Source organism: Pseudomonas marginalis, assembly GCF_900105325.1.
Lineage (GTDB): Bacteria > Pseudomonadota > Gammaproteobacteria > Pseudomonadales > Pseudomonadaceae > Aquipseudomonas > Aquipseudomonas marginalis.
Window position 1 is genome coordinate 2758299 of sequence record NZ_FNSU01000003.1, and the last position, 26822, is coordinate 2785120.

Below are 26822 nucleotides of genomic sequence, written 5' to 3' on the forward strand. Positions count from 1 at the left end.
AACAACGCCAAAACCAAAACGCAAAAGCAGTGGCTGGCCGGGCTGGTGACCAGCGTGATGTTCCTGATCGTGTGCCTGAGCTGGGGCACCACGTGGCTGGGGATCAAGATCGCCGTGGAGAGTGTGCCGCCGCTGACGTCCGCCGGTCTGCGCTTCCTGATCGCCTTCCCGCTGTTCCTGTGTTTTGCCAAGGTGCGCCGCGAGCCCATCCTGTTTCCCCGCGAGAGTCGCTGGTTTTTCGTATTCGTGACCCTGTCCTACTTCAGCGTGCCCTACTACCTGCTCAACTACGGCGAGATGCATGTGTCATCCGGTCTTACCGCCCTGCTGTTCAGTTGCATGCCGGTATTCATCCTGATTTTCTCCGCGTTGTTCCTGCGCGAGCGCATCTACTTTTCCCAGGTGGTCGGCATCGGTATCGGCTTCGGCAGCCTCTACATGATCATCAGGAGCCAGGGCCTGCACCTGGACCACGCCGAGTTCCTGGGGGTACTGGCGATCCTGGCGGCCGCGATCATGCACGCCTTGTGCTACGTCATCACCAAGCAAAAAGGCAGCGCCATCAGCGTGATCACCTACAACACGCTGCCCATCGGCATTGCCGGGCTGATGCTGTTCGTGGCCGGGTTGTGGTTTGAGACGCCGACCTTCGAAGCCATCACCCTGCGCTCCTGGAGCGCGCTGTTCTACCTGGGACTGGTGGCCTCGGTGGGTGGGTTCATCGTGTATTTCATGCTGCTCAAGCGCTTGAGCCCGATCATCCTGTCGTTCGTGTTCATCATCTTCCCGGTGTTCGCGGTGATCATCGGCGCCTGGTACGAAGGCGTGGCGATTTCCCGCGACCTGATGCTGTATTCGGCCATCCTGCTGGCCGGCTTTGCGATCACCAAGTTGCCCATTGAAAAACTCCTGGCCAAGAAAAATTGACCCGCCATCAACGCGAGAGAAACATGGACGTCCTCCGCCCAAAAGCCCTGGAACAGATCTACGCCCACGCCAGCCGCAGCTACCCCGAGGAATGCTGCGGCTTTGTCTTCGCCGACGGCAGCGTGTACCTGGGCAGCAACATCCAGAACGAACTGCACCGCAAAAACCCCGAGATGTACCCGCGCAGCGCGGCCAATGGCTACACCTTCTCGGTGGCCGACACCCTGCTGATGAACAAGGCGTTTCGCAGCGACAACCCGGTGGTGGTTATCTACCACTCCCACCCGGATGTCGGCGCCTATTTCAGCGATGAAGACCAGGACAAGGCCCTGTTCATGGGCGAGCCGATCTACCCCGTCAGTTACCTGGTGGTCGACGTTCGCCAGGGCCAGGCCCTGGGTTCAAAACTGTTTGCCTGGGATGGCGAGCATTTCACCCTTAACCCCTTCAACGACCTGCACACGGAGTTGTCCATGAACGCTGTCTCTTTCCCCGACATTCTGGTTCGCGTGGCCAAGCTGCCGGAATCGACCCTCGAGGGCGCCGGATCGACATTGCGCGAAGTCATTGAAAACCTCTGCAGCAGCCACCCGCAGTTGCGCGCCCATCTGTTTCACGAAAAGAACAACCAGCTCAAGGAACACTTCCTGTTCACCGCCGAGGAAGAGCTGATTGGCGCCGATGACCGGCTGCCGGAAAAAGCCCGCATCGAAGTGCTGCTCGCCACCTCCGGCGGTATGGACGTCGACAGCCTCAGCAACGAGGAAGTGCAACGTTATGTGCGCCATATCACCCTGCCCGGCGTCGGCCGCGAAGGCCAGTTGAACCTCAAGAAAGCCAAGGTCCTGATTATCGGCACCGGCGGCCTGGGCTCGCCCATCAGCCTGTACCTGGCAGCGGCCGGCGTCGGTACCCTGGGGCTGGTGGATTTCGACGTGGTGGAAAGCAGCAACCTGCAACGCCAGATCGTCCACGGCAACAGCACCCTGGGCATGCCCAAGGTCGACTCGGCCAAGCAGCGCTTGCAGGACCTCAACCGCCATATCCAGATCAACGCCCACGACACCGCCCTGAACGCCGACAACGCCCTGGAACTGGTGGGCGCCTATGACCTGGTCATCGACGGCACCGACAATTTCGACACCCGCTACCTGGTCAACGACGCCTGCGTGCAACTGGGCAAACCCCTGGTGTACGGCGCCATCTACCGCTTCGACGGGCAGATCAGCGTGCTCAACTACCAAGGCGGGCCGTGCTACCGCTGCCTGTTCCCCAGCGCACCGCCCGCGGAACTGGCACCCAATTGCAGCGCCGGAGGGGTGATCGGCGTGCTTCCCGGCGTGGTCGGGATGATCCAGGCCACCGAGGCGATCAAACTGTTGATCGGCATTGGCGAGCCCCTGTCCGGCCGCCTGATGCGCTTCGATGCACTGGCGATGAAGTTCAGCGAAATCCGTTTCAAGCGCCGTGCCGACTGCCCGTGCTGCTCCGACCTGCGCCCCAGCGAAACCCTGGCGCCAGCCGTCTGTGCGGACGCCGTGCCCAGCCAACCGTCCCTGGCCGAAGAGCGCTACATCAAGCCGCGCGTACTCAAGCAGGTACTCGAACACCCCAGCAGCGCCGACGTCCTGCTGGATGTGCGCGACGCCAGCGAACTGGAGGTGTGCAAATTACCGGGGGTGGTGCATATCCCCCTGGCCGAGCTGGATGGCCAGCTCGGGCGTCTCAGCCGCGACAACACCCATTACCTGATCTGCTACGCCGGCACCCGCGCCGAGCAAGCGGCCAGCACCCTGTTGGCGGCGGGTTTCGCCAACACCAAAGTCCTGCAAGGCGGCATGAAACACTGGGTTCGCGACGTCGAACCCGACATGCCGTTGTACTGACCTGGGGGCTGACCGATGTTGCATAACTCTATCCTCGACGCCATCGGCCATACGCCGATCGTCCGCCTGGCGCAGTTTTCCGAAGACCTCGGCATCGAGGTCTACGCCAAGCTCGAATCCCTCAACCCGGGGGGCAGCCACAAGGCGCGCATCGCCCTGGGCATGATCCTCGACGCCGAGCGGCGCGGCGTGCTGATCCGTGACTCCGGGCAAACCATCATCGAACCCAGCGGTGGCAATACCGGTATCGGCCTGGTGATGGCCGGCAACGTGCTGGGCTACAAGGTGCTGCTGGTGATCCCGGACAACTACAGCCCCGAAAAACAGAAGCTGCTGCGCCTGTACGGCGCCAAGGTGGTGCTCTCCGACAGCCGCCTCGGCAACAATTCCCACGGTGAAAAATGCATGGAGTTGCAGCTGGAAAACCCCAGCTACGTGATGCTCAACCAGCAACGCAACGGCGCCAACCCGCAAACCCACCGTGACACCACAGCGCCGGAAATCCTCCGCGCCTTCGGTGATCGCCGCGTGGATTATTTTGTCAGCGGCATCGGCACCGGCGGCCATATCACCGGTATCGGCGAAACCCTCAAGGCCGCCTGGCCAGCCCTGCGCGTGATGGGCGTGGAGCCCGAAGAATGCGACCTGCTGAAGAACCAGCACGCGCCGCATCATATCCAGGGCCTGTCGATCGGCCTGATCCCGAGCATCCTCAACCTGGATGTGATCGACGGCATGCTCAAGGTCTCGCGCCAGGACTGCATCGACATGATCAAACGCATCATGCGCACCGATGCCATCAGCCTGGGCCTGTCCTCCGCCGCCAACATGGTGGCCATCGCCAGGCTCGCCCCCGAATTGCCGCCCGAAACGGTGGTGTTGACCATGGTCTACGACAATGCCGACAGCTACCTGCCCAGTTTCGAATAACGGGTCTTCCAACCAGCCAGAATGCGGGGGTGCCTCCATGGGCGGCTTTATCGACATGCAACAGTTGCACGATGAGTTGCTCACCCAGCTCATCAAGACCCTCACCCCCATGCAGATGAAACAGCTGGAGCCGCACCTCGCGCCACTGATCCAGAATGCCGCCCAGGCGGTGGCCGAGGACTTGATCGCCTACGCCTATCGCGACCCGGCATCCCGTGGCCGCGGCGAACTGATCCTGGAGTCCTACGCCTCGTTCAAGGCCGTGCTCTATTACCGGCTTGCGCACCTGGTGTGGAATTTCCCCGACCAGACCAACGGCGTGTTTTCACGCATCGCCCTCAAGCTGAGCAACCAGGGCAAGGTCCTGTCCGGGGCCGAAATCCACCCGGCGGCGCGTATCGGCCGGCGCTTCGTGCTCGACCACGGCTACGGCACGGTAATCGGCGAGACCTGCGAGATCGGCAACGATTGCTACATCCTCTGCGGCGTGACCCTGGGTGCCCGCGGCATCGCCAACAATCCCGATGGCAAGCGCCATCCGCGCCTGGGCAACAACGTCGAGGTCGGCTCCGGGGCCCGGGTGCTGGGCTATGTGCTGATCGGCGACAACGTGTTTATCAGCCCCTCCTGTGTGATCACCCAGGACGTACCCGCCGGCACCAAGGTGAAGGTGGTGAACCAGATCCAACTGCAAAAAAACGATGAATCGGACCACAGCAACTACCTCGGGGCCTTCGCCCTGGATGAGCGCCTGCACGTGGTCGGCGAGGTCAATGCCAGCCACAAGGTCACGGTGCTGGACGCCGACTTTCATCCGTTGCCAGGCCTGATGCTGGAGCCAACGGTGAAGGAACGTCACCACCTGCAATTCAGGCTGCACCGCCTCGAATCCGGCAACCACCTGCCGCGCCTGCCGCTGAACCTGAAAGTCTGCGGGCCGGAATTCGAAATCACCCTGCTCTCCCCCCCTGGCTTGAGCGCGATGGTGCGCCACCTGCTGCAAGCCAGCCCACTGATCGTCGGAGGTTGAACATGTCCGTGCACACCATGGAAACCCTGGCGCTGTTTGACAGCGCGCCCTACCAGAACGCATTCAGCGCCCGGGTGATTGCCGTCAGCGAACACGGCATCGCCCTGGAGCACACCCTGTTCTACCCCACCGGCGGCGGCCAACCCGGCGATACCGGCCACCTGACCCTGGCGGACGGTACCCGGGTCGACGTGACCGGCACGGTGCGCGACCCGGTGCTGCGTTCGATCATCTGGCACCAGGTGGAACACTGCCCGGAGCAGTTGATCGCCGGCGTGCTGGTGGACGCCGGTCTGGATTGGGAGCGGCGCTACCAGCACATGAAAATGCACACCTGCCTGCACCTGCTGTGCTCGCTCATCGACGCACCGGTGACCGGTTGCAGCATCAGTGCCGACAAAGGCCGCCTGGATTTCGACCTGCCGGAAATGACCCTCGACAAGGACAGCATCACCCGTGACCTCAATGCGCTGATCGAACAGGCCCACGAGGTGAAGACCCTGTCGATGCCGGCTTCGGAGTACGCCACCCTGCTGCAGATCACCCGCACCCAGGCGGTTGCGCCGCCGGTGATCCAGGGCTCGGTACGGGTGATTGAAATCGGCGGGATCGATATCCAGCCGTGCGGCGGTACCCATGTGCTCAACACCGAGGAAATCGGCCGGGTGTTCTGCGAGAAGATCGAGAAGAAGAGCAAGCACAACCGCCGGGTGATCCTGCGGTTTGAGTGAACGCAACAACTGTGGGAGGGGGCTTGCCTCTCCCACATTTTTGCTTTTGCGGCGCCTGCTAGATGACGAACAGGTCCACGAAGCGGTTGACCGGCGTGGCCTCGAGCTTCGCCTGGTCCGTGCACAACGCAAAGATCTCGGCACTGCGCTGGGCGGTAAAGCGCGTGGCCAGGTTGGCCTTGAACTTGTCTTCCAGCAACGCAATGCCCTCCACTCGACGACGGCGATGGCCGATCGGGTATTCCACCGCCACTTGCTCGGTGCTGGAGCCATCCTTGAAGAACACCTGCACGGCATTGGCGATGGAACGCTTGTCGGCTTCCAGGTATTCACGGCTGTAGCGTGGGTCTTCGACGATGACCATCTTGTCGCGCAACTGATCAATGATCGGGTGAGCGGCGTGGAATGCATCCTCGTAGTGCTCGGCCACCAGATTGCCGAATGCCAGGGGCACGGCGGTCATGTATTGCAGGCAATGGTCGCGGTCGGCGGCGTTGGCCAGTGGCCCGACCTTGGAGATGATGCGAATCGCCGACTCATGGGTGGTGATCACGATGCGCTCGACGTCGTGCAGGCGATCCTTGACCAACGGATGCAAGGTCACCGCGGCTTCACAGGCGGTCTGCGCGTGGAACTCGGCGGGGAAGCTGATCTTGAACAGCACGTTTTCCATCACGTAGGTGCCATACGGCTGGGACAGGCTGAACGCACGCTTGTCCTCGGGCTTGAGCGCCAGGTCTTTGTTGGTGTGGCTGAACAGCACGTCGTAGAAGCCCCATTGCGGCGCGCTCAGCACACCGGGGATGCCCATTTCGCCGCGCAGGGCGATGTCCGCCAGGCGTACGCCGCGACTCGACGCATCCCCCGCCGCCCAGGATTTGCGCGAGCCGGCATTCGGCGCATGCCGGTAAGTGCGCAAGGCCTGGCCATCGACGAAGGCGTGAGACAGTGCCGACAGCAGCTGTTCGCGGTTGGCGCCCATCAGCTGGGCGGTGACCGCCGTGGAGGCGACTTTCACCAACAGCACATGGTCGAGGCCGACACGGTTGAACGAGTTTTCCAGGGCAATCACACCCTGGATTTCGTGGGCCATGATCATCGCATCCAGCACCGCGCGCACGGTCAGCGGTGCATCGCCATTGGCCACGCGCTGTTGCGACAGGTGATCCGCCACGGCAAGGATGCCACCGAGGTTATCCGAGGGATGCCCCCACTCGGCGGCGAGCCAAGTATCGTTGTAGTCGAGCCAGCGCACGATGCAGCCAATGTCCCAGGCCGCCTTGACCGGGTCCAGGCGAAACGAGGTGCCCGGCACCCGCGCGCCAAACGGTACCACCGTGCCTTCAACCATCGGCCCCAGGTGCTTGGTGCACTCGGGAAAACGCAGGGCCAGCAGGCCGCAACCGAGGGTGTCCATCAGGCAGTTGCGGGCGGTGTCCAAGGCGGCCTGGGACTCGATCCGGTAGTTGAGGACATAGTCGGCGATGTCCTGCAAAACCTGGTCGTAGTCGGGGCGGTTGTTCTGGTCGACGTTGGTGCTCATGGCAGATCTCCAAAAATGGGTGGGGTCAATCCTCGGGCTAACGGTTACTGGAAGCAGATCTTGGATGCCTGCCTTTAGGAATAGAAATCCTCTGTGGGAGGGGCTTACCCTAATGCCAGTTCACATCGCCTCCTGTAGGAGCGAGCTTGCTCGCGAAAAACGTCAACGATAACGCGTGCTTCCTGAATGAACGCGGCGCCTGTGAGTTTTTCGCGAGCAAGCTCGCTCCTACAAAAAGCCTCCTCCCACATTGGATCTGTGCAGGGTTTTAGAAGGCGTCGCCGGGTACGCGGACGAAACCTTCCATCAACACCCGTGCACTGCGGCTCATGATGGCTTTCTTCACCACCCACTCACCGTCCACCTGGGTGGCTTCAGCCCCCACGCGCAAGGTGCCGGAGGGATGCCCGAAGCGCACGGCATTACGTTCAATACCGCCCGCTGCGAGGTTGACCAAGGTCCCCGAAATCGCCGCCGCCGTGCCGATCGCCACCGCCGCCGTGCCCATCATCGCGTGGTGCAGCTTGCCCATGGAGAGGGCGCGCACCAGCAAATCCACATCGCCGGCCTTGATCGCCTTGCCACTGGACGCTACGTAGTCGGCAGGCTTGGCCACAAACGCCACCTTCGGCGTGTGCTGGCGCTGGGCCGCTTCGTCGAGGTGCTTGATCAGCCCCATGCGCAACGCGCCATAGGCCCGTACGGTCTCGAACATCGCCAGGGCCTTGGGGTCGCTGTTGATCGCGCCTTGCAGCTCGGTGCCGGTGTAGCCGAGGTCTTCGGCGTTGATGAAAATCGTCGGGATGCCGGCGTTGATCAGCGTGGCCTTGAAGGTGCCGACGCCGGGCACTTCCAGGTCGTCGACCAGGTTGCCGGTGGGGAACATCGAGCCGCCGCCGCCCTCTTCTTCCGCCGCCGGGTCCATGAATTCCAGCTGCACTTCGGCCGCCGGGAAGGTCACGCCGTCCAGCTCGAAGTCGCCGGTTTCCTGCACCGCCCCGTCGGTGATCGGCACGTGGGCGATGATGGTCTTGCCGATATTGGCCTGCCACACCCGCACCACGGCCACGCCGCTATGGGGCACGCGGGCCGCATCGACCAGCCCGGCGCTGATGGCGAACGAACCCACCGCCGCCGACAGGTTGCCGCAGTTGCCACTCCAGTCGACAAAGGGCTTGTCGATGGAGACCTGGCCAAACAGATAGTCGACGTCATGATCGGCGCGGGTGCTTTTGGCGAGGATCACGGTTTTGCTGGTGCTCGATGTGGCGCCGCCCATGCCGTCGATTTGCTTGTCGTAGGGATCGGGGCTGCCGATCACCCGTAGCAGCAAGGCATCCCGCGCCGCTCCCGGCACCTGCGCCGACTCGGGCAGGTCCTGGAGGCGGAAAAATACGCCCTTGCTGGTGCCGCCACGCATATAGGTGGCGGGGATCTTGATTTGCGCTGCGTGTGCCATGGTCATCCTCTTCAGGCGGTGGTCGCCGATTCCAGGAAATCCTGGGCAAAACGTTGCAACACGCCGCCCGCCTCGTAGATCGACACTTCTTCGGCGGTGTCCAGGCGGCACGTCACCGGCACCTCGACACGTTCGCCATCCTTGCGATTGATCACCAGCGTCAACTGCGCACGCGGGGTGCGTTGGCCGATCACGTCGTAGGTTTCGCTGCCATCAATCTGCAAGGTGTGACGGTCGGTGCCGGGCAGGAACTCCAGGGGCAGCACGCCCATGCCCACCAGGTTGGTGCGGTGGATGCGCTCGAACCCCTCGGCGGCAATCGCTTCCACACCCGCCAGGCGCACGCCCTTGGCGGCCCAGTCGCGGGACGAGCCCTGGCCGTAGTCGGCGCCGGCAATGATGATCAGCGGCTGCTTGCGCTCCATGTAGGTTTCGATGGCTTCCCACATCCGCGTGACCTGGCCTTCCGGCTCGATCCGCGCCAGGGAGCCCTGCTTGACCTTGCCGTTTTCCCGCACCATTTCGTTGAACAGTTTCGGGTTGGCGAACGTCGCGCGCTGCGCGGTCAGGTGGTCGCCACGGTGGGTGGCGTAGGAGTTGAAGTCGACTTCCGGCAGGCCCATTTTCGCCAGGTATTCGCCGGCGGCGCTGTCGAGCATGATCGCGTTGGACGGCGACAGGTGATCGGTGGTGATGTTGTCCGGCAGCACCGCCAGCGGGCGCATGCCCTTGAGCGGCCGCGCACCGGCCAGCGCGCCTTCCCAGTACGGTGGGCGGCGGATATAGGTGCTCTGCGGGCGCCAGTCGTACAGCGGCGCGACTTTCGGGCCGGTGTCTTCGTGGATCGCGAACATCGGGATATACACCGCGCGAAACTGCTCCGGCTTGACCGAGGCCTTGACCACCGCGTCGATTTCTTCGTCGCTCGGCCAGATGTCCTGCAGGCGGATTTCCTTGCCGTCGGTGTCGAGGCCGAGCACGTCCTTCTCGATGTCGAAACGGATGGTGCCGGCAATCGCATAGGCCACCACCAGCGGCGGCGAAGCCAGGAACGCCTGCTTGGCGTACGGGTGGATACGCCCGTCGAAGTTGCGGTTGCCCGAGAGCACGGCGGTGGCGTACAGGTCGCGGTCGATGATCTCTTGCTGGATCACCGGGTCGAGGGCGCCGGACATGCCGTTGCAAGTGGTGCAGGCAAACGCCACCACGCCAAAGCCGAGCTTTTCCAACTCATGACCCAGGCCGGCTTCTTCCAGGTACATGGCCACGGTTTTCGAACCCGGTGCCAGGGACGACTTGACCCACGGCTTGCGCGTCAACCCAAGCTTGTTGGCGTTGCGCGCCAGCAGCCCGGCGGCGATCACGTTGCGCGGGTTACTGGTGTTGGTGCAACTGGTGATGGCGGCGATGATCACCGCGCCGTCGGGCATTTGCCCCGGCACGTCATCCCACTGGCCGGAGATGCCCTTGGCAGCCAGGTCGCGGGTGGCGACGCGGGCGTGCGGGTTGCTCGGGCCAGCCATGTTGCGCACCACACTGGACAGGTCGAAGGTGAGGCCACGCTCGTATTGCGCGCCTTTGAGATCGTCTGCCCACAGGCCGGTGTGGCGGGCGTATTGCTCGACCAGGGCGACTTGCTCGTCTTCGCGGCCGGTGAGTTTCAGGTAGGCGATGGTCTGCTGGTCGATATAAAACATGGCCGCCGTGGCGCCGTATTCCGGGGCCATGTTGGAGATGGTCGCGCGGTCGCCGAGGGTCAGTTTGGACGCGCCTTCACCGAAGAATTCGAGCCAGGCGCCGACCACTTTCTGTTGGCGCAGGAACTCGGTCAGGGCCAGCACCATATCGGTGGCGGTGATGCCCGGCAGCAACTGGCCGGTCAATTCGACACCGACGCTTTCCGGCAGGCGCATCCACGAGGCGCGGCCAAGCATGACGCTTTCGGCTTCAAGGCCGCCGACACCAATGGCGATCACGCCCAAGGCATCGACGTGGGGGGTATGGCTGTCGGTGCCGACGCAGGTATCCGGGAAGGCCACACCGTCACGCACCTGGATCACCGGGGACATTTTCTCCAGGTTGATCTGGTGCATGATGCCGTTGCCCGGCGGGATCACGTCGACATTCTTGAAGGCCTTTTTGGTCCACTCGATGAAGTGGAAGCGGTCTTCGTTGCGACGGTCTTCGATGGCGCGGTTTTTCTCGAACGCGTCCGGGTCGAAACCACCGGCTTCGACAGCCAGGGAGTGATCGACGATCAACTGGGTGGGGACCACCGGGTTGACCTGGGCCGGGTCGCCGCCTTGCAGGGCGATGGCATCACGCAGGCCGGCGAGGTCGACCAGGGCGGTCTGGCCAAGAATGTCGTGGCACACCACGCGGGCCGGGAACCAGGGGAAGTCGAGGTCGCGTTTGCGTTCGATCAACTGGCTCAAGGATGCGTTGAGGGTGGCCGGGTCGCAGCGGCGCACCAGGTTCTCGGCGAGCACACGAGAGGTGTAGGGCAACGTGGCATAGGCGCCGGGGCTGATTGCATCGACGGCCGCGCGGGCGTCGAAGTAATCCAGGCGGCTGCCGGGGAGCGGTTTGCGAAATTCAGTGTTCATCGTCAGGACTCGGTCACGGTGATTGCAAAAGGAAGACCTGGGCCGATCCGGAATTGAAATGCGATCCAAATGTGGGAGGGGCGGTGCGACGATTCGACTTGCCCCCGATAGCGGTGTGTCATTCAACACCTATGGCAACTGATAAACCGCCATCGGGGGCAAGCCCCCTCCCACACTTGGTTCGGTTTCCACTTCGGGATCGTCGGTGTTCCCATTCAGCGACGTTCGATTGGCACGAACTTGCGCTGTTCAACGCCGATGTACTCGGCGCTTGGACGGATGATGCGATTGTTGGCGCGCTGTTCGAACACATGCGCGGCCCAGCCGGTAAGCCGCGAGCAGACGAAGATCGGCGTGAACAGCTTGGTCGGGATGCCCATGAAGTGGTACGCCGAGGCATGGTAGAAATCGGCGTTGGGGAACAGTTTCTTCTGCTCCCACATGGTCTTGTCGATGGCTTCGGAGACCGGGAACAGCACGGTGTCGCCCACTTCGTCGGCGAGCTTTTTCGACCAGCCCTTGATCACTTCATTACGCGGGTCGTTGTCTTTGTAGATCGCGTGGCCGAAGCCCATGATCTTGTCCTTGCGAGCCAGCATGCCGAGGGTGCCTTCGACGGCTTCCTCTGCCGAACCGAAACGCTCGATCATTTCCATCGCCGCTTCGTTGGCGCCGCCGTGCAGCGGGCCGCGCAGGGAGCCGATGGCGGCGGTGACGCAGGAATACAGGTCGGACAGGGTCGAGGCACACACCCGCGCGGTGAAGGTCGAGGCGTTGAACTCGTGCTCGGCGTAGAGGATCAACGACACGTTCATGACTTTTTCATGCAGTTCGCTCGGCTTCTTGCCGTGCAGCAGGTGCAGGAAATGGCCGCCGATGCTTGGCTCGTCGGTCACGCAGTCGATGCGCTTGCCGTCATGGCTGAAGCGGTACCAGTAGCACATGATCGCCGGGAACGCGGCGAGCAGGCGGTCGGTCACGTCGCGTTGCACGCTGAAGTCTTTTTCCGGCTCGATATTGCCGAGGAAGGAGCAACCGGTGCGCATCACGTCCATCGGGTGGGCGTCGGCGGGGATGCGTTCGAGCACTTCTTTCAGCGCTTGCGGCAGGTCACGCAGCGTGCTCAGCCTGGCGCTGTAGGCAGCCAGTTCGGCCTGGGTAGGCAGTTCGCCGTACAGCAGCAGATAAGCGACCTCTTCAAACTGTGCATCGGCGGCCAGTTCGCGCACGTCGTAGCCACGGTAAGTCAGGCCGGCTCCGGCCTGGCCCACGGTGGACAGTGCGGTCTGCCCGGCGACCTGGCCACGCAGGCCGGCACCACTCAGTACTTTTGCTTCAGCCATGGTTTTTCTCCAATTTTGTCGTTATTCAGGGAGGCGTGTTCGTCACTTTTTCGCGGCGAACAACGCGTCAAGCTTCTGCTCGAAGGTGTGGTAGTCGATGCGATCGTAAAGCTCCATGCGGGTTTGCATGGTGTCGATCACGTTCTGTTGAGTGCCGTCGCGACGGATCGCGGTGTAGACGTTCTCGGCGGCCTTGTTCATGGCACGGAAGGCCGACAGCGGGTACAGCACGATGGAAACATCGGCAGATTTCAACTGTTCGGTGGTGTACAGCGGCGTCGCGCCGAACTCGGTGATGTTGGCCAGGATCGGCGCCTTCACACGGGCGGCGAACAGTTTGTACATCTCCAGTTCAGTAATGGCTTCCGGGAACACCATGTCGGCGCCGGCTTCAATGCAGGCGGCGGCACGCTCCAGGGCGGACTCCAGGCCTTCCACGGCCAACGCGTCGGTGCGCGCCATGATCACGAAGCTGTCATCGGTGCGCGCGTCCACGGCGGCCTTGATGCGGTCGACCATTTCCTGCTGGGACACGATCTCTTTGTTAGGACGATGGCCGCAGCGCTTGGCGCCGACCTGGTCCTCGATATGAATCGCGGCCGCGCCGAACTTGATCATCGATTTGACCGTGCGCGCGACGTTGAACGCCGAGGAGCCGAAGCCGGTGTCCACGTCCACCAGCAGCGGCAGGTCACAGACGTCGGTGATACGGCGCACGTCGGTGAGTACGTCATCCAGGCCGGTGATGCCCAGGTCCGGCACGCCGAGGGAACCGGCCGCCACGCCGCCACCCGACAGGTAGATCGCCTTGAAGCCGGCGCGCTTGGCCAGCAGCGCATGGTTGGCGTTGATCGCACCGACCACCTGCAAGGGGTGCTCGCTGGCGACCGCGTCACGGAAACGCTGGCCGGGGGTGCTTTTATTGTTAGAACTCATGACTCACCTCTATCAGGGGCGCCGCCTGGGAAATGACGGGCAATATTGCGTTTGGAAGCACCGATATGCCGGCGCATCAACAACTCGGCCAGTTCACCGTCGCGATCGGCAATCGCATCAAGAATGCGGTGATGCTCGGCAAAGGCCTGGCGTGGACGATTGGGGGTGGCGGAGAACTGGATGCGGTACATGCGCACCAGTTGGTACAGCTCGCCGCAGAGCATTTGGGTGAGGGTGCGGTTACCCGCACCTTGAATGATCCGGTAATGAAAATCGAAGTCGCCTTCCTGCTGGTAGTAGCCGACACCCGCCTGGAACGCGGCGTCGCGCTCGTGGGTGTGCAACACCTGGCGCAATTCTTCGATTTCCGCGTCGGTCATGCGCTCGGCGGCCAGGCGACAGGCCATGCCTTCCAGGGACTCGCGGATTTCATACAGTTCAACCAGCTCGGCGTGGCTCAAGGACACGACCCGGGCGCCCACATGGGGCACGCGCACCAGCAGGCGCTGGCCTTCGAGGCGGTGGATCGCCTCGCGCAGCGGGCCACGGCTGATGCCGTAGGTGCGGGCCAGTTCCGGCTCGGAAATCTTGCTGCCGGGAGCGATCTCACCCTTGACGATGGCGGCCTGGATGCGTCGGAAGACGTTCTCGGACATCGTTTGGGATTCGTCCGACGCCATTATCGGAGCTTCTGATTGACCCAGCATATTGTCGACACCTTGGAAAGCAATGTGGCAAAAACTAGCCAATAAACCGCTACCAGTCAAAGAATAAATCGATATTGTCGACAATCGTCTAATAATCCGGGCTGCACTCGCTCAGGGCATGGCCGGCTGCCAGCGCTGGCGCCAGAAAAGCATCATGTTAGAATGCCCGCCGCATTTGCCTGACATCACTTGATGAAACGGCGCACGAAGGGAGCTTGCGCAGCAATGCCAGTCGCCTTGAATTGAACATCGCACTGCACCGCCTCAGGATCTATGAGACTCAAGCCCTTCCCCCTGTTGTTTTGCCTATTGTCCATGCCGAGCCTTGGCGCTGCCGCCGAGAAGACCGTGTATGGCCTCAATGAATACGCGCAATTGGCCGGCATCGACCTGGAAGTAGCCGCCAAGCTCGACACCGGCGCCAAGACCGCCTCCCTCAGCGCCCGTGACATCAAGCGTTTCAAGCGCAACGGCGAATCCTGGGTGCGCTTCTACCTGGCCATCGACACCGCCCATTCCCATCCCATCGAACGCCCCCTGGCCCGCGTCAGCAAGATCAAGCGGCGCGCCGGCGACTACGACCCCGATGAGGACAAGAACTACACCGCCCGTCCTGTGATTGCCCTGGATATCTGCATGGGCACCGCTTTACGCAGCATCGAAGTGAACTTGACTGACCGCAGCGCTTTCCAATACCCGCTGCTGATCGGCTCCGAAGCGCTCAAACGCTTTGATGCGCTGGTCGACCCCAGTCTTAAATACGCAGCAGGCAAACCCGCCTGCGCCGCCGACGCTCATACCGCCGAGTAAACCGAATGCGCGCTCTAACCCTGCACCTGAGAATCCTGATCGCCATCCTGGTGGTGTTGGGTATTTCGGTCACCGCCTACCAGATCTTCGTGCTGGGCATTCCCGTCACCGAGGACGCCACCGATGACCTGTGGAACATCGACGCCAAGGTCGAGTTCGTCGCCAACCCCAAGGACCCGGTGAAGATCCAGATGTTCGTGCCGCCCTTGAGCCGCGACTTCGTCAGCCTTAATGAGAGCTTTATCTCGAATAACTACGGGGTGAGCGTCAACCGCATCGACGGCAACCGCAAGGTCACCTGGTCGGCACGCCGCGCCAAGGGCAACCAGACCCTGTATTACCGCCTGGTGCTGACCAAGCGCTACAGCGGCGAAAAAACCAAGATCAAGGGCCCGACCTTCCGCGACAGCATTGCCGTGGAAGGCCCGGAAAAAATCGCCGCCGAAGCCCTGCTGGCGCCGATCCGCCAGCATTCGGCCGACGTCGAGACCTTCATCACCGAAGCCATCAAGCGCACCAACAACCTCAACGACGACAACGTGAAGCTGTTGCTGGCCGGCGACCCGTCGACGCCGCACAAGGCCAAGATCGTCGAGCTGCTGCTGTCCATTGCCCACGTGCCGGTGGAAAAGGTCCACACCATCCGCCTGGTGGCCGACCAGCCGCAAACCCCGGAGCTGTGGCTGCGTAGCTTCAATGGCAACGACTGGCTGTACTTCAACCCGGAAACCGGCGAACCGGGCCTGCCCGCCGACCGCCTGCTGTGGTGGACCGGCGATGAAAACCTGATCACCGTCGATGGCGGCAAGAAAGCCATGGTCACCTTCAGCCTGAACAACAGCGAAATGAACGCGATTCGCCTGGCCAAGCTGACCGACGAGAACACCGACGCCAACTTCCTCGAATACTCGCTGTACGGCCTGCCGCTGCAAACCCAGCAGACCTTCATGATCATGGTGATGATCCCGATTGGGGTGCTGGTGATCCTGATCCTGCGCAACCTGATCGGCCTGCAGACCCTGGGCACCTTTACCCCGGTGCTGATTGCCCTGGCGTTCCGAGAGACGCAGCTGGGCTTCGGGATTGTGCTGTTCACGATTATCACGGCGCTGGGCCTGTCCCTCAGGTCGTACCTGGAACACCTGAAGCTGCAGATGCTGCCGAGGTTGTCGGTGGTGCTGACCTTCGTGGTGGTGCTGATCGCCGCCATCAGCCTGTTCAGCCACAAGCTGGGGCTGGAGCGCGGGCTGTCGGTGGCGCTGTTCCCGATGGTGATTTTGACCATGACCATCGAACGCCTGTCGATCACCTGGGAAGAACGCGGCGCCAGCCATGCCATGAAAGTCGCGATTGGTACGCTGTTCGCCGCGTCACTGGCGCACATCATCATGAGCGTGCCGGAGCTGATCTATTTCGTATTCACCTTCCCGGCGATCCTGCTGATCCTGGTGGGCTTCATGCTGGCAATGGGTCGCTATCGCGGCTACCGCCTGACCGAGCTGGTGCGATTCAAGGCCTTCCTCAAGGCTGATTCGTAATGTTCGGCTTCTGGAAGACCTGGAAGGCCCTGGAAGCGCGGGGGATCATGGGCATCAACCGGCGCAATGCCGACTACGTGCTCAAGTACAACAAGCGCAGCCTGTATCCGATCGTGGATGACAAGATCATCACCAAGGAACGGGCCATCGCCGCCGGCATCCATGTGCCGGAAATGTACGGGGTGATCTCCACCGAGAAGGAAATCGACAAGCTCGACGAGATCATTGGCGGGCGCAGCGATTTCGTGATCAAACCGGCCCAGGGCGCCGGCGGCGACGGCATCCTGGTGGTGGCGGACCGTTTTGAGGGGCGCTATCGCACGGTGTCCGGCAAGATCATCAGCCATGAAGAGATCGAGCACCAGATTTCCAGCATCCTCACCGGCCTGTACTCCCTGGGTGGCCACCGCGACCGTGCGCTGATCGAATACCGCGTGGTGCCCGATCAGATCTTCAAGAGCATCAGCTACGAAGGCGTGCCGGATATTCGCATCATCGTGCTGATGGGCTACCCGGTGATGGCGATGCTGCGCTTGCCGACCCGCCAGTCGGGCGGCAAGGCCAACCTGCACCAGGGCGCGATTGGCGTGGGCGTCGACCTCGCCACCGGCCTGACCCTGCGGGGCACCTGGCTGAACAACATCATCACCAAACACCCCGACACCACCAACGCGGTGGATGGCGTGCAACTGCCCAACTGGGACGGGTTCATGAAGCTCGCGGCCGGCTGCTACGAGCTCTGCGGGCTGGGGTATATCGGCGTGGACATGGTGCTCGACCAGGAAAAGGGCCCGCTGATCCTGGAGCTGAATGCGCGGCCGGGGCTGAATATCCAGATCGCCAACGACTGCGGCCTGACCTTGCGCACCCATGCGGTGGAGGCTCGACTGGAAGAACTGAAAGCCGCCGGCGTGACGGAAACCCCGGAAGAGCGGGTGAAGTTCGTGCAGGAGATGTTCGGGCATATTCCGCCCGTGGAAGGCTGATCCGGTCTTCGAACTGTCTATCCCCGACATCCCCCCTAGGAGCAAATCCTACGGGGGACTACAATCCCTCTCCCCCCGCGCCATTGGCTGATCCAACCCCGCATGTTGACCTGCTCCGTACACCCATTGCCCTACCGGGCCAACCCCGCCGAGTATTTTGCGGCGATTCGCCACGCTCCCGGCGCGGTCCTGCTCGACAGCGGCCGCCCGGCGGCCGAGCGTGGGCGTTACGATTTGCTCAGCGCCTGGCCCGAAGCAACCTTGACGGTAGCGCCTGACGAAAGCGGCGCTGCTTTCCTGCATCGCTTACGGGAAAACCTGACGCGATTGGGTGAAGCCGCAATTCCAGCCGGTTTGCAGTTGCCGTTCGCCGGCGGCTTGATCGGCTACCTGAGCTACGACTTCGGCCGGCACCTGGAACACATGCCGCACCTGGCGGTGGATGACCTGCACCTGCCGGACGCGCGCTTCGGGCTGTATGCCTGGGCGCTGATCAGTGACCACCAGGCGCAGGCCAGCCAGCTGGTGTTTCATCCCTCGCTGGCAGACAGCGAACGGCAACGGCTGATCGCGTTGTTCAGCCAGGGGGCTGTCGACACCTCTGCGACGTTCAAACTCCAGGGCCCGATGGCCCCCGACCTCAGCGCCGAGGCCTACCGCCAAGCCATCGTGCGGATCCAGGATTACATCCAGGCGGGCGACTGCTACCAGGTCAACTTCGCCCAGCGTTTCCGCGCGCCGTGCCTGGGCGATCCCTGGGCCGCCTACTGCGCGTTGCGCGAAGCCTGCCCGACGCCATTTTCCGGGTTCCAGAGCCTGCCGGACGACGGCGCGGTGCTGAGCCTGTCACCGGAGCGTTTCGTGCGCATCAGCGAGCGCCACGTCGAGACCCGCCCGATCAAAGGCACCCGCCCCCGCGGCCTTACGCCGGAAGAAGACGCGGCGAATGCCGCCGAACTGCTGGCCAGCCCCAAGGACCGCGCCGAGAACCTGATGATCGTCGACCTGCTGCGCAACGACCTCGGCCGCACCTGCCGCACTGGCTCGGTAAACGTGCCGGAACTGTTCAGCCTGGAAAGCTACCCCAACGTGCATCACCTGGTCAGTAGCGTGACCGGCACATTGGCCGACGACAAAGACGCCCTCGACCTGATCGTCGGCAGCTTCCCCGGCGGTTCGATCACCGGCGCGCCGAAGATCCGCGCGATGCAGATCATCGACGAACTGGAGCCCACACGCCGTGGGTTGTACTGCGGTTCGCTGGTGTACCTGGATGTGCGCGGCGAGATGGACAGCTCCATCGCCATCCGCAGTTTGCTGGTCAAGGATGGCCAGGTGTGTTGCTGGGGCGGCGGTGGGATCGTGGCGGATTCGCAGTGGGAAGCGGAGTATCAGGAGTCACTGACGAAGGTACGGGTGTTGTTACAAACGCTGGAAAACCTGTAGCGCGCAGCTCCTTCCTGGCTCTCAGACACAGAGCCAAGCAGTAGAAAAAACCTGAATCAGACCCACAGTAGACGCAGTTGAACGTCGGAGGATAGCGTCCGGCTTCAACCGTCCGCCCGCCGTCTGTGAAGGATCACATGAAGCGACTGCCTACCCGTCAGGAAATATTTCCGAGATTGCGGCCCCTCTCAACCGCGCCTATCATCTCCCAAATTGGGAGGTTGCAGCGATGCGGATAATCGCTCTATCGACCTTACGAATATTCTGGGAAAACCAACCCGCCTATATCGATGCAAAAGCGCCGCTTATTGAATTGTATCGGCATATGGAAAAGGCCATTTACCCGACGCCACAAGCACTCAAGGCAGCGCTCAGGACCGCGAGCATTCTCAAAGGTGGCAGGGTTGTATTCAACGTGGGCGGCAACAAATATCGAGTGATCATGGCGATCGATTACCAGCGACAGCTTGGGTTCATACGGTTCGTAGGGACTCATGCGCAGTACGACCAGATCAACGCGGAGACCGTGTAATGAACATCAAACCCATACACTCCGAGGAAGACCTCACTGCTGCACTCGCGCGGGTACAGCAGCTCTGGGGAGCGGACATCGGCTCGACTGAAGGCGATGAGCTGGAAATTCTTGCAGTACTCATTGAGAAGTACGAAGCCGAACATTACCCAATACCACCTTCTGATCCGGTGGAAGCCATTAAATTTCGCATGGAGCAACTGGGCATGACTGCCCGCGACCTGGAGCCATTTATCGGCACCAGCGGACGTGTATCCGAAGTGCTGAACCACAAGCGCAAGCTGAGCCTGTCGATGATCAAGCGGCTGCATGAAGGCTTGAGTATTCCTTATGAGCGGTTGCTTGCAGGGAGCTGACAGAAACATGGGTAGTGGCGCTACTTTCCCCATCGGGAGCAAGCCCCCGATAGGGCCATCAGCCGAACCGAAAGAAATTACAGGCTCAACGGCCGATTCGACGCCCTGATGAACTCTTTCTTCAAATCTTCAAACGTATGCACCGCCGGGAATTGCGGGAATTCGCGGATCACATTGTCCGGCGCATGGAACAGAATCCCGCGGTCGGCCTCGCCCAACATGGTGGTGTCGTTGTAGGAGTCGCCCGCAGCGATCACGCGGTAGTAGAGGGTCTTGAACGCCAATACCGACTGGCGCTTGGGGTCTTTCTGGCGCAGTTGGTAGCTGACCACGCGGTCGTTTTCGTCGGTGATGAGACGGTGGCACAACAAGGTCGGGAAACCCAGCTGGCGCATCAGCGGCTGGGAGAATTCGTAGAAGGTGTCGGACAGGATCACCACCTGGAAGCGCTCGCGCAGCCAGTTGACGAACTCGATGGCACCGTCCAGCGGCTTGAGGGTGGCGATCACTTCCTGGATGTCGGCGAGCTTGAGCCCGTGTTCGTCGAGGATGCGCAGGCGCTGCTTCATCAGCACGTCGTAGTCGGGAATGTCACGGGTGGTGGCCCGCAGGGATTCAATACCGGTTTTTTCGGCGAAGGCGATCCAGATTTCCGGCACCAGCACCCCTTCCAGGTCGAGACAGGCAATTTCCACAAGACACTCCCATTAGATGTTGTTAGTTGAGCGAGCAAAAGGACTGCCGAACTCTAGCGATTCAAGCCCGCCGCCGCAACGCAGGGCGGATTTTGATACCATCGCTCCCCTATAGAGCGCTCAGCGCCATTGACCTGTAGGAACCGTCCTGATGAACCAAGCCTTCGACGTCGTTGAACTCGCCACGACTTATGCCAACAAGTCTGCCCAGGACATTCTCAAGCTGGCGTTCAGCCAGTTCGGTGATGACCTGTGGATTTCCTTCAGCGGCGCCGAGGATGTGGTGCTGGTGGACATGGCCTGGAAGCTGAACAAGAACGTCAAGGTGTTCAGCCTCGACACCGGTCGCCTGCACCCGGAGACCTACCGGTTTATCGAGCAGGTGCGCGACTTCTACAAGATCGACATCGAACTGATCTCTCCGGACCAGAGCAAGCTGGAACCCTTCGTCAAGGAGAAAGGCCTGTTCAGCTTCTACAAGGACGGCCATGGCGAATGCTGCGGCGTGCGCAAGATCGAGCCGCTGCGCCGCAAGCTTTCCGGCGTCAGCGCCTGGGCCACCGGCCAACGCCGCGACCAGAGCCCCGGCACCCGCAGCCAGGTGGCGGCGCTGGAAATCGACACCGCCTTCTCCACCCCGGAACGTACCCTGTACAAGTTCAACCCGCTGGCGCAGATGACCAGCGAGGAGATCTGGGGTTACATCCGCATGCTGGAGCTGCCGTACAACAGCCTGCATGAGCGCGGCTTTATCAGCATCGGCTGTGAGCCGTGCACCCGTCCTGTGCTGCCGAACCAGCACGAGCGCGAAGGACGCTGGTGGTGGGAAGAAGCCACGCAGAAGGAATGCGGGCTGCATGCCGGGAATATCATCAGCAAGGCTTGAAGTTGATGCTGTAAAAAATGTGGGAGGGAGCTTGCCCTGATGCTAGTCAGTTGAGGCTTTTTGTAGGAGCGAGCTTGCTCGCGAAAAACTCACAGGCGCCGCGTTCATTCAGGAAGCACGCGTTATCGTTGACGTTTTTCGCGAGCAAGCTCGCTCCTACAGGAGGCGATGTACGCTTAACTGACTGGTATTAGGGCAAGCCCCCTCCCTCATTTTGTTTTGGGTTGAGTGTTAGAGATGTACACATAGATGTAACCATCGGTGCCATTTATGTGTGCAATTTTTCTTCAGCCGCACCATAACGTAACACCTCCCCCCTCCCCTCGGTTGGCCTGGTGAATCACAGGCTGACAACGCAAAAATAAATAGCTGTTCAATCGGTCAATTTATATTTCTTCAAATTCAGCCAGTTATTTAACTAACCTATAAAAACGAAATTACCCAGGACTTTCATAGATCCAAAGCTGGCACGCATGTGGCTTAAGGTGAAATACGCCTTGTATACAATAAATACAAAACCTACATACACTTTGCCATCTGCAGCGCCTCGGCAGATGTGCCGGAGCCTGCCGGAATGCGTACAAGCCTCTCGAATAACATCGCACTGGATCTGCCCTCCTCCACCCTGAACCCGGACGCCGCAAGCCCCGGCCCCCTGGTGCTCAGCCCGCGCCTGCACAACAAGGACCTGGCGCCCACCAAGGTCGAAGGCCGACGCTGGGGGCGCTACAGCATCTTCGCGCTCTGGACCAATGACGTGCACAACATCGCCAACTATTCGTTCGCCATCGGCCTGTATGCGCTGGGCCTGGGCGGCTGGCAGATCCTGTTGTCCCTGGGCATCGGCGCGGCGCTGGTGTACTTCTTCATGAACTTGTCGGGGTATATGGGCCAGAAGACCGGCGTGCCGTTTCCGGTGATCAGCCGCATCAGTTTCGGCATTCACGGTGCGCAGATCCCGGCGTTGATCCGTGCGGTGATTGCGATTGCGTGGTTTGGTATCCAGACCTACCTGGCGTCGGTGGTTTTCCGCGTGCTGCTGACGGCGATTCACCCGGGCTTTGCCGACTATGACCACAACTCGATCCTGGGGTTATCCACCCTGGGTTGGGCGTGTTTTGTGGCGATCTGGTTCGTGCAACTGGTGATCCTGGCCTATGGCATGGAGATGGTGCGCCGTTATGAAGGCTTCGCCGGGCCGGTGATTCTGATGACGGTGGCGGCGCTTGCCGGTTGGATGTACTTCCAGGCTGGCGGCAACATCGCCTGGTCGATCCGCGAACCGCTGAGCGGCGGCGAGATGTGGCGCAATATCTTTGCCGGTGGCGCGTTGTGGCTGGCGATCTACGGCACGCTGATCCTCAACTTCTGCGACTTCGCACGCTCTTCGCCGTGCCGCAAGACCATCCTGGTCGGCAACTTCTGGGGCTTGCCGGTGAATATCCTGGTGTTTGCCGCAATCACCGTGCTGCTCTGTGGCGGACAGTTCCAGCTCAATGGCCGGGTGATCGAAAGCCCGACTGAAATCATTGCAGCCATCCCCAATACCTTCTTTCTCGTGCTGGGCTGCCTGGCGTTCCTGATCGTGACCGTGGCGGTGAACATCATGGCCAACTTCGTCGCGCCGGCCTTTGTGCTGAGCAACCTGGCACCCAAATACCTGAACTTCCGCCGTGCCGGCTTGATCAGCGCCACCGTGGCCGTGCTGATCCTGCCGTGGAACCTCTACAACAGCCCACTGGTGATCGTGTATTTCCTCTCCGGCCTGGGCGCGCTGCTGGGGCCGCTGTACGGGGTGATCATGGTCGATTACTGGCTGATTCGTAAAAGCCAGGTGGACGTACCGCAGCTGTATAGCGAAAACCCGAATGGCGTTTATTACTACAGCCGTGGGGTGAATATGCGTGCAGTGGCGGCGTTTATTCCTGCAGCCGTGATCGCCATCCTGCTGGCGCTGTTGCCGGGATTTGCCAGCGTCTCGCCGTTTTCCTGGTTGTTTGGCGCCGGTATTGCAGGGTTGCTGTACCTGCTGATCGCCAAGCGCCAGCCGTTCTACGCCGATGTCAGCGGCGAAAGCATTGCCGTCGATAACGTCAGTCACTGAGTAAGGACCTTCCATGCGTATCCTCGTGGTCAACGTCAACACCACCGAATCCATCACTGAAACCATCGCTCAACAGGCGCGGTCCGTGGCCTCGCCGGGCACCGAGATTGTCGGGCTCACGCCCTACTTCGGCGCGGAATCGGTGGAGGGCAACTTTGAAAGCTACCTGGCCGCCATCGCCGTGATGGACCGGGTGATGGCCTACGACCAACCGTTCGATGCGGTGATCCAGGCCGGCTACGGCGAGCACGGCCGGGAAGGCTTGCAGGAGTTGCTGAATGTGCCGGTGGTGGACATCACCGAAGCGGCGGCCAGCACCGCAATGTTCCTGGGCCACGCCTACTCCGTGGTCACCACCCTGGACCGCACCGTGCCGCTGATCGAAGACCGCCTGAAACTCGCCGGCCTGTACCAGCGCTGCGCCTCGGTGCGCGCCAGCGGCATGGCGGTGCTGGAACTGGAGGAAGACCCGCTGGCCGCCATGGAAGCCATCGTGCGCCAGGCGGAACTGGCCATCCGCGAGGACAAGGCCGAAGTGATCTGCCTGGGTTGCGGCGGCATGGCCGGGCTGGATGAGCAGATTCGCCAGCGCACCGGGGTGCCGGTGGTGGATGGGGTGACGGCGGCGGTGACCATCGCCGAATCCCTGGTGCGGCTGGGGTTGTCGGCGTCGAAGATCCGCACTTACGCGACGCCTCGACCGAAGCAGGTGATTGGCTGGCCAACTCGGTTCGGCCGCTGACCGGCACCTGGTTTCAGATTGCGCTGAACCTCTGGCCCAGCTTCTTCTCGGCAAACTGCTCGATGATGAAATCCACAAACGCCCGGGTCTTGCCGGGCAGCAGTTTGTGCTCGGCGTAGTAGATGGAAATATTGCCGTCGTCGACGTACCAGTCGGGCAACACCCTTACCACCTCGCCGCTGTCGAGGAACGGCACGGCCATGGGCATGCTCACCAGCGCAATCCCCAGGCCTTGGGCACTGGCGCAGCAGGCTGCTTCGGAGTCGCTCATGGTCATGCCGGGCTTGAGCACCAGCGGGCGGTGTTCACGTTCGACACTGGTCAACTGCCAGGAACGGATACGCCCGGTTTGCGGTGAGCGGATCAGGATACCGTTGCACCGCGACAAGTCTTCGGGCTCGCGCACCGGTGGGCGTTGCGCCAGGTAAGCCGGTGAAGCCACCAGCACCCGATGCGCCGGCGTCAACTTGCGCGCCACCACGCCTTGGGGCAGCTCAAAACCGCCGCCGATGGCGGCATCGAAGCCCTGGCCGATCAGGTCCACCTGGCGGTTATCGAAATGCCAGTCCGGGCTGATATCCGGAAAGCGCGCCATGAACGCCCCCAGCAACGGCACCACGTAGCGATTGCCAAACACGGTGCCCATGCTGACCTTGAGCGTGCCCACCGGCCGGCCTTCGGCGCTGGCCAGGTTAGCCACGGCATTCTGGATGGTGGTGAGGCTGCCGCTGACTTCGGCCAGGAACAACTTGCCGGCTTCGGTCAGGGCCAGACGCCGGGTGCTGCGCTGGAACAGCCGCACGCCGAGGCGCACCTCCAGCTTGGCGACGCTTTTGCCGACCGCCGCCGGGGTCAGGCTCAGGTGCCGGGCCGCCTCGGCAAAGCTGCCGCCTTCGGCGCTGCGCACAAAGCATTCGATACTGCCAAAGCTTTCCATAACGCCACACTCTAAACTTTTGGTTTACACAGACTATAGCAATCACGGTCTACCGGCAGCGGCGAGCGAGGTCGATACTCGGCTCCAACAACAGGGCATTGCGCCTTGAATGACCAGGAGATCGACATGACCACACACAACCTCAGCGGCAAAGTCGCCTTGATCCAAGGCGGTTCCCGCGGCATCGGCGCCGCCATCGTCAAGCGCCTGGCAGCACAGGGTGCAGCCGTTGCCTTTACCTACGTCAGCTCGGCCGCCAAGGCTGAAGCCCTGCAGCACAGCGTGATCAGCGAAGGCGGCAAAGCCCTGGCGATCCACGCCGACAGCGCCGATGCCACTGCGATCCGCAACGCGGTCAACGCCACCGTGGAAGCCTTCGGCCGCCTGGACATCCTGGTGAATAACGCCGGCGTGCTGGCCATTGCACCGCTGGAAGACTTCAAGCTGGAAGACTTCGACCAGACCCTGGCGATCAACGTGCGCAGCGTGTTTATCGCCACCCAGGAAGCCGCCAGGCATATGGGTGAAGGTGGCCGGGTGATCAACATCGGCAGCACCAATGCCGAGCGCATGCCGTTTGGCGGTGGTGGCCCGTACGCAATGAGCAAGGCGGCGCTGGTCGGTTTGACCAAGGGTTTGGCGCGGGACCTGGGGCCGCGCGGCATCACCATCAACAACGTGCAACCTGGGCCGGTGGACACCGATATGAACCCGGCAAACAGTGATTTTGCCGAGAGCCTGATCGGGTTGATGGCGGTGGGCCGTTACGGGCACGTGGAAGAGATTGCCAGTTTCGTGGCATATCTGGCCGGGCCGGAAGCGGGGTATATCACCGGTGCCAGCCTGACTATCGATGGTGGCTTCAGCGCATAACCCAATGTGGGAGCGGCTTGCCCCCTCCCACCTGTTGACCTTGTTGGTTCAGGAGATGGGGGGCAGGCCATAGGCCGCCAGGTCGAAGTCCGCAAGCTTGCGGATGATCTGGTCGGCATGCTGGTACTTGCTGTCGGCCATGGCTTCATCGGGGACGGCGATGGCGGTCATATGGGCGGCCTTCGCAGCCGTTACACCAAACGGCGAATCCTCGAACACCAGGCAATCCTCCGGGGCAACGCCCAAGCGGCGTGCAGCGGTGAGGAAGATGTCCGGCGCCGGCTTGGCGGCACCGACTTCCGGGTCGTCAGCGGTGACGATGGTGTCGAACAAACCAAACCACTCGCGGTGCAAGGTGGTTTTGTGGCCAAACGAATTGCGCGACGAACTGGTGCCCACGGCAATCGGAATGTTGTGCGCCTTCAAGTGCCGCACCAGAGCTTCCGCGCCAGGCATGCCCAAGGCCTTGGGAAAGCGCTCGCTCATCAGCGGTTCGCGAATTTCGAGGAATTCAGCCGGGGTAATCGGCAGGTCCAGCGCCTTGACCACATAGTCGGCCAAATCCTGGGCGCCGCGCCCGATGATGTGCTGCTTGATGCCCCAGTCGTAGGTTCGGCCGTAGCGTTCAGCGATGATCTGCGTGACTTCGGTGTAGATGCCTTCCGTATCCAGCAATAACCCGTCCATATCGAAAATCACGGCCTTGATCGGACCGACTGCGGTACGCGGTGCATTCATCACTACAAACCCTGGAAGAAGGACTAAATGGATTCAGCACAATAACGGCCTGGGTTACCTGCAAGCAACCTTCGCGGCCAG

At 61.8% G+C, this 26822-nt stretch carries 24 protein-coding genes; 15 read left to right on the forward strand and 9 right to left on the reverse strand.

The features are described from left to right. Positions 1–33 precede the first annotated feature (33 nt). From BLW22_RS21910 to BLW22_RS21930, 5 genes are read left to right on the forward strand one after another with little or no spacing between them, the layout of a single operon-like run. Positions 34–927 (forward strand): DMT family transporter, encoded by an 894-nt coding sequence (locus BLW22_RS21910; RefSeq protein ID WP_161985727.1) that lies wholly within the window; start codon positions 34–36, stop codon positions 925–927. 23 nt (positions 928–950) lie between these two features. Next, the gene (moeB, locus tag BLW22_RS21915) at positions 951–2813 is read left to right on the forward strand and encodes a molybdopterin-synthase adenylyltransferase MoeB (protein ID WP_065924783.1); all 1863 of its coding nucleotides are present in this window, start codon (positions 951–953) and stop codon (positions 2811–2813) included. Between the two features lie 15 nt (positions 2814–2828). Next, positions 2829–3743, forward strand: a complete 915-nt coding sequence (locus tag BLW22_RS21920; protein ID WP_065946895.1) for a PLP-dependent cysteine synthase family protein — start codon at positions 2829–2831, stop codon at positions 3741–3743. Positions 3744–3780: 37 nt separating this feature from the next. After that, on the forward strand, positions 3781–4773 hold the full coding sequence (locus BLW22_RS21925; RefSeq protein ID WP_065924785.1) for a serine O-acetyltransferase: 993 nt from the start codon (positions 3781–3783) through the stop codon (positions 4771–4773). Between the two features lie 2 nt (positions 4774–4775). Continuing rightward, a complete protein-coding gene (locus BLW22_RS21930; RefSeq protein ID WP_027603675.1) occupies positions 4776–5504 on the forward strand; it encodes an alanyl-tRNA editing protein in 729 nt (242 codons plus the stop codon). A 58-nt stretch (positions 5505–5562) separates the two neighbouring features. On the opposite strand, the gene prpD is transcribed toward BLW22_RS21930, so the two are convergent. The 6 genes from prpD to BLW22_RS21960 all read right to left on the reverse strand — a co-directional run bounded on the left by prpD (position 5563) and on the right by BLW22_RS21960 (position 14098). Further along, complete coding sequence (prpD, locus tag BLW22_RS21935) at positions 5563–7047, reverse strand: 2-methylcitrate dehydratase (protein ID WP_065924786.1); 1485 nt, start codon at positions 7045–7047, stop codon at positions 5563–5565. Between the two features lie 268 nt (positions 7048–7315). Beyond that, entirely contained in the window at positions 7316–8506 is a 1191-nt protein-coding gene (gene prpF, locus BLW22_RS21940) for a 2-methylaconitate cis-trans isomerase PrpF (protein WP_065924824.1), read from the reverse strand. Between the two features lie 11 nt (positions 8507–8517). Beyond that, positions 8518–11112, reverse strand: coding sequence for a Fe/S-dependent 2-methylisocitrate dehydratase AcnD (gene acnD / locus BLW22_RS21945; RefSeq protein ID WP_074847463.1), 2595 nt, complete (start codon positions 11110–11112; stop codon positions 8518–8520). A gap of 215 nt (positions 11113–11327) precedes the next feature. Further along, positions 11328–12455 carry a bifunctional 2-methylcitrate synthase/citrate synthase gene (gene prpC, locus BLW22_RS21950; protein WP_074847464.1) on the reverse strand — a complete coding sequence of 376 codons (1128 nt, stop codon included), beginning with the start codon at positions 12453–12455 and terminating at the stop codon, positions 11328–11330. 42 nt (positions 12456–12497) lie between these two features. After that, on the reverse strand, positions 12498–13391 hold the full coding sequence (gene prpB / locus BLW22_RS21955) for a methylisocitrate lyase (RefSeq protein WP_027603670.1): 894 nt from the start codon (positions 13389–13391) through the stop codon (positions 12498–12500). Next, positions 13388–14098, reverse strand: coding sequence for a GntR family transcriptional regulator (locus BLW22_RS21960; protein WP_027603669.1), 711 nt, complete (start codon positions 14096–14098; stop codon positions 13388–13390). Before BLW22_RS21960 ends, prpB begins: the two co-directional genes overlap by 4 nt. Positions 14099–14371: 273 nt before the next feature. On the opposite strand from BLW22_RS21960, the gene rloA reads away from it, so the two are divergent. The 6 genes from rloA (at position 14372) to BLW22_RS21990 (ending at position 19766) form a co-directional block, all read left to right on the forward strand. Continuing rightward, complete coding sequence (gene rloA / locus BLW22_RS21965; RefSeq protein WP_065924789.1) at positions 14372–14908, forward strand: retropepsin-like aspartic peptidase RloA; 537 nt, start codon at positions 14372–14374, stop codon at positions 14906–14908. Positions 14909–14913: 5 nt separating this feature from the next. Beyond that, complete coding sequence (gene rloB, locus BLW22_RS21970; RefSeq protein WP_065924790.1) at positions 14914–16446, forward strand: osmotic stress tolerance membrane protein RloB; 1533 nt, start codon at positions 14914–14916, stop codon at positions 16444–16446. Next, positions 16446–17432, forward strand: coding sequence for an alpha-L-glutamate ligase-like protein (locus BLW22_RS21975; RefSeq protein ID WP_027603666.1), 987 nt, complete (start codon positions 16446–16448; stop codon positions 17430–17432). Before rloB ends, BLW22_RS21975 begins: the two co-directional genes overlap by 1 nt. 102 nt (positions 17433–17534) lie before the next feature. After that, positions 17535–18878 carry an aminodeoxychorismate synthase component I gene (pabB, locus tag BLW22_RS21980; RefSeq protein ID WP_074847465.1) on the forward strand — a complete coding sequence of 448 codons (1344 nt, stop codon included), beginning with the start codon at positions 17535–17537 and terminating at the stop codon, positions 18876–18878. A 229-nt stretch (positions 18879–19107) separates the two neighbouring features. Continuing rightward, positions 19108–19410, forward strand: coding sequence for a type II toxin-antitoxin system HigB family toxin (locus tag BLW22_RS21985; RefSeq protein ID WP_065924792.1), 303 nt, complete (start codon positions 19108–19110; stop codon positions 19408–19410). Beyond that, on the forward strand, positions 19410–19766 hold the full coding sequence (locus BLW22_RS21990; protein WP_065924793.1) for a helix-turn-helix domain-containing protein: 357 nt from the start codon (positions 19410–19412) through the stop codon (positions 19764–19766). The genes BLW22_RS21985 and BLW22_RS21990 overlap by 1 nt, the downstream gene beginning before the upstream one ends. A 77-nt stretch (positions 19767–19843) precedes the next feature. Here the strand turns inward: BLW22_RS21990 and thrH are convergent, their stop codons facing one another. Next, the gene (gene thrH, locus BLW22_RS21995; protein WP_065924794.1) at positions 19844–20461 is read right to left on the reverse strand and encodes a bifunctional phosphoserine phosphatase/homoserine phosphotransferase ThrH; all 618 of its coding nucleotides are present in this window, start codon (positions 20459–20461) and stop codon (positions 19844–19846) included. Between the two features lie 151 nt (positions 20462–20612). Between thrH and BLW22_RS22000 the strand changes: the two genes are divergently transcribed. From BLW22_RS22000 to BLW22_RS22010, 3 genes are all read left to right on the forward strand, one after another. Next, entirely contained in the window at positions 20613–21347 is a 735-nt protein-coding gene (locus BLW22_RS22000; protein ID WP_027603661.1) for a phosphoadenylyl-sulfate reductase, read from the forward strand. A gap of 574 nt (positions 21348–21921) precedes the next feature. Further along, on the forward strand, positions 21922–23451 hold the full coding sequence (locus BLW22_RS22005; RefSeq protein WP_074847466.1) for an NCS1 family nucleobase:cation symporter-1: 1530 nt from the start codon (positions 21922–21924) through the stop codon (positions 23449–23451). A 13-nt stretch (positions 23452–23464) separates the two neighbouring features. Continuing rightward, complete coding sequence (locus tag BLW22_RS22010) at positions 23465–24193, forward strand: aspartate/glutamate racemase family protein (protein ID WP_074847467.1); 729 nt, start codon at positions 23465–23467, stop codon at positions 24191–24193. Between the two features lie 13 nt (positions 24194–24206). Here the strand turns inward: BLW22_RS22010 and BLW22_RS22015 are convergent, their stop codons facing one another. Next, positions 24207–25130: a LysR family transcriptional regulator gene (locus BLW22_RS22015; protein ID WP_074847468.1), complete on the reverse strand. Its 924-nt coding sequence runs from the start codon at positions 25128–25130 to the stop codon at positions 24207–24209. A 126-nt stretch (positions 25131–25256) separates the two neighbouring features. On the opposite strand from BLW22_RS22015, the gene BLW22_RS22020 reads away from it, so the two are divergent. After that, entirely contained in the window at positions 25257–26003 is a 747-nt protein-coding gene (locus BLW22_RS22020) for a 3-oxoacyl-ACP reductase family protein (protein ID WP_027603657.1), read from the forward strand. Positions 26004–26051: 48 nt separating this feature from the next. Here BLW22_RS22020 and BLW22_RS22025 read toward each other — a convergent pair whose 3' ends face one another. Further along, the gene (locus BLW22_RS22025; RefSeq protein WP_053132697.1) at positions 26052–26741 is read right to left on the reverse strand and encodes an HAD-IA family hydrolase; all 690 of its coding nucleotides are present in this window, start codon (positions 26739–26741) and stop codon (positions 26052–26054) included. Positions 26742–26822: the final 81 nt, after the last annotated feature.

Bases quoted from the DNA above. Each gene is read 5' to 3' on its own strand.
- rloA (WP_065924789.1), top strand. From the start codon at position 14,372: ATGAGACTCAAGCCCTTCCCCCTGTTGTTTTGCCTATTGTCCATGCCG.
- BLW22_RS21960 (WP_027603669.1), bottom strand. From the start codon at position 14,098: ATGCTGGGTCAATCAGAAGCTCCGATAATGGCGTCGGACGAATCCCAA.
- BLW22_RS21990 (WP_065924793.1), top strand. From the start codon at position 19,410: ATGAACATCAAACCCATACACTCCGAGGAAGACCTCACTGCTGCACTC.
- BLW22_RS21925 (WP_065924785.1), top strand. From the start codon at position 3,781: ATGGGCGGCTTTATCGACATGCAACAGTTGCACGATGAGTTGCTCACC.
- rloB (WP_065924790.1), top strand. From the start codon at position 14,914: ATGCGCGCTCTAACCCTGCACCTGAGAATCCTGATCGCCATCCTGGTG.
- pabB (WP_074847465.1), top strand. From the start codon at position 17,535: ATGTTGACCTGCTCCGTACACCCATTGCCCTACCGGGCCAACCCCGCC.
- BLW22_RS22010 (WP_074847467.1), top strand. From the start codon at position 23,465: ATGCGTATCCTCGTGGTCAACGTCAACACCACCGAATCCATCACTGAA.
- BLW22_RS21920 (WP_065946895.1), top strand. From the start codon at position 2,829: ATGTTGCATAACTCTATCCTCGACGCCATCGGCCATACGCCGATCGTC.
- moeB (WP_065924783.1), top strand. From the start codon at position 951: ATGGACGTCCTCCGCCCAAAAGCCCTGGAACAGATCTACGCCCACGCC.
- BLW22_RS22025 (WP_053132697.1), bottom strand. From the start codon at position 26,741: ATGAATGCACCGCGTACCGCAGTCGGTCCGATCAAGGCCGTGATTTTC.
- BLW22_RS22015 (WP_074847468.1), bottom strand. From the start codon at position 25,130: ATGGAAAGCTTTGGCAGTATCGAATGCTTTGTGCGCAGCGCCGAAGGC.
- prpB (WP_027603670.1), bottom strand. From the start codon at position 13,391: ATGAGTTCTAACAATAAAAGCACCCCCGGCCAGCGTTTCCGTGACGCG.
- BLW22_RS21975 (WP_027603666.1), top strand. From the start codon at position 16,446: ATGTTCGGCTTCTGGAAGACCTGGAAGGCCCTGGAAGCGCGGGGGATC.
- acnD (WP_074847463.1), bottom strand. From the start codon at position 11,112: ATGAACACTGAATTTCGCAAACCGCTCCCCGGCAGCCGCCTGGATTAC.
- BLW22_RS21985 (WP_065924792.1), top strand. From the start codon at position 19,108: ATGCGGATAATCGCTCTATCGACCTTACGAATATTCTGGGAAAACCAA.
- BLW22_RS22000 (WP_027603661.1), top strand. From the start codon at position 20,613: ATGAACCAAGCCTTCGACGTCGTTGAACTCGCCACGACTTATGCCAAC.
- prpD (WP_065924786.1), bottom strand. From the start codon at position 7,047: ATGAGCACCAACGTCGACCAGAACAACCGCCCCGACTACGACCAGGTT.
- BLW22_RS21930 (WP_027603675.1), top strand. From the start codon at position 4,776: ATGTCCGTGCACACCATGGAAACCCTGGCGCTGTTTGACAGCGCGCCC.
- BLW22_RS22005 (WP_074847466.1), top strand. From the start codon at position 21,922: ATGCGTACAAGCCTCTCGAATAACATCGCACTGGATCTGCCCTCCTCC.
- prpF (WP_065924824.1), bottom strand. From the start codon at position 8,506: ATGGCACACGCAGCGCAAATCAAGATCCCCGCCACCTATATGCGTGGC.
- prpC (WP_074847464.1), bottom strand. From the start codon at position 12,455: ATGGCTGAAGCAAAAGTACTGAGTGGTGCCGGCCTGCGTGGCCAGGTC.
- BLW22_RS22020 (WP_027603657.1), top strand. From the start codon at position 25,257: ATGACCACACACAACCTCAGCGGCAAAGTCGCCTTGATCCAAGGCGGT.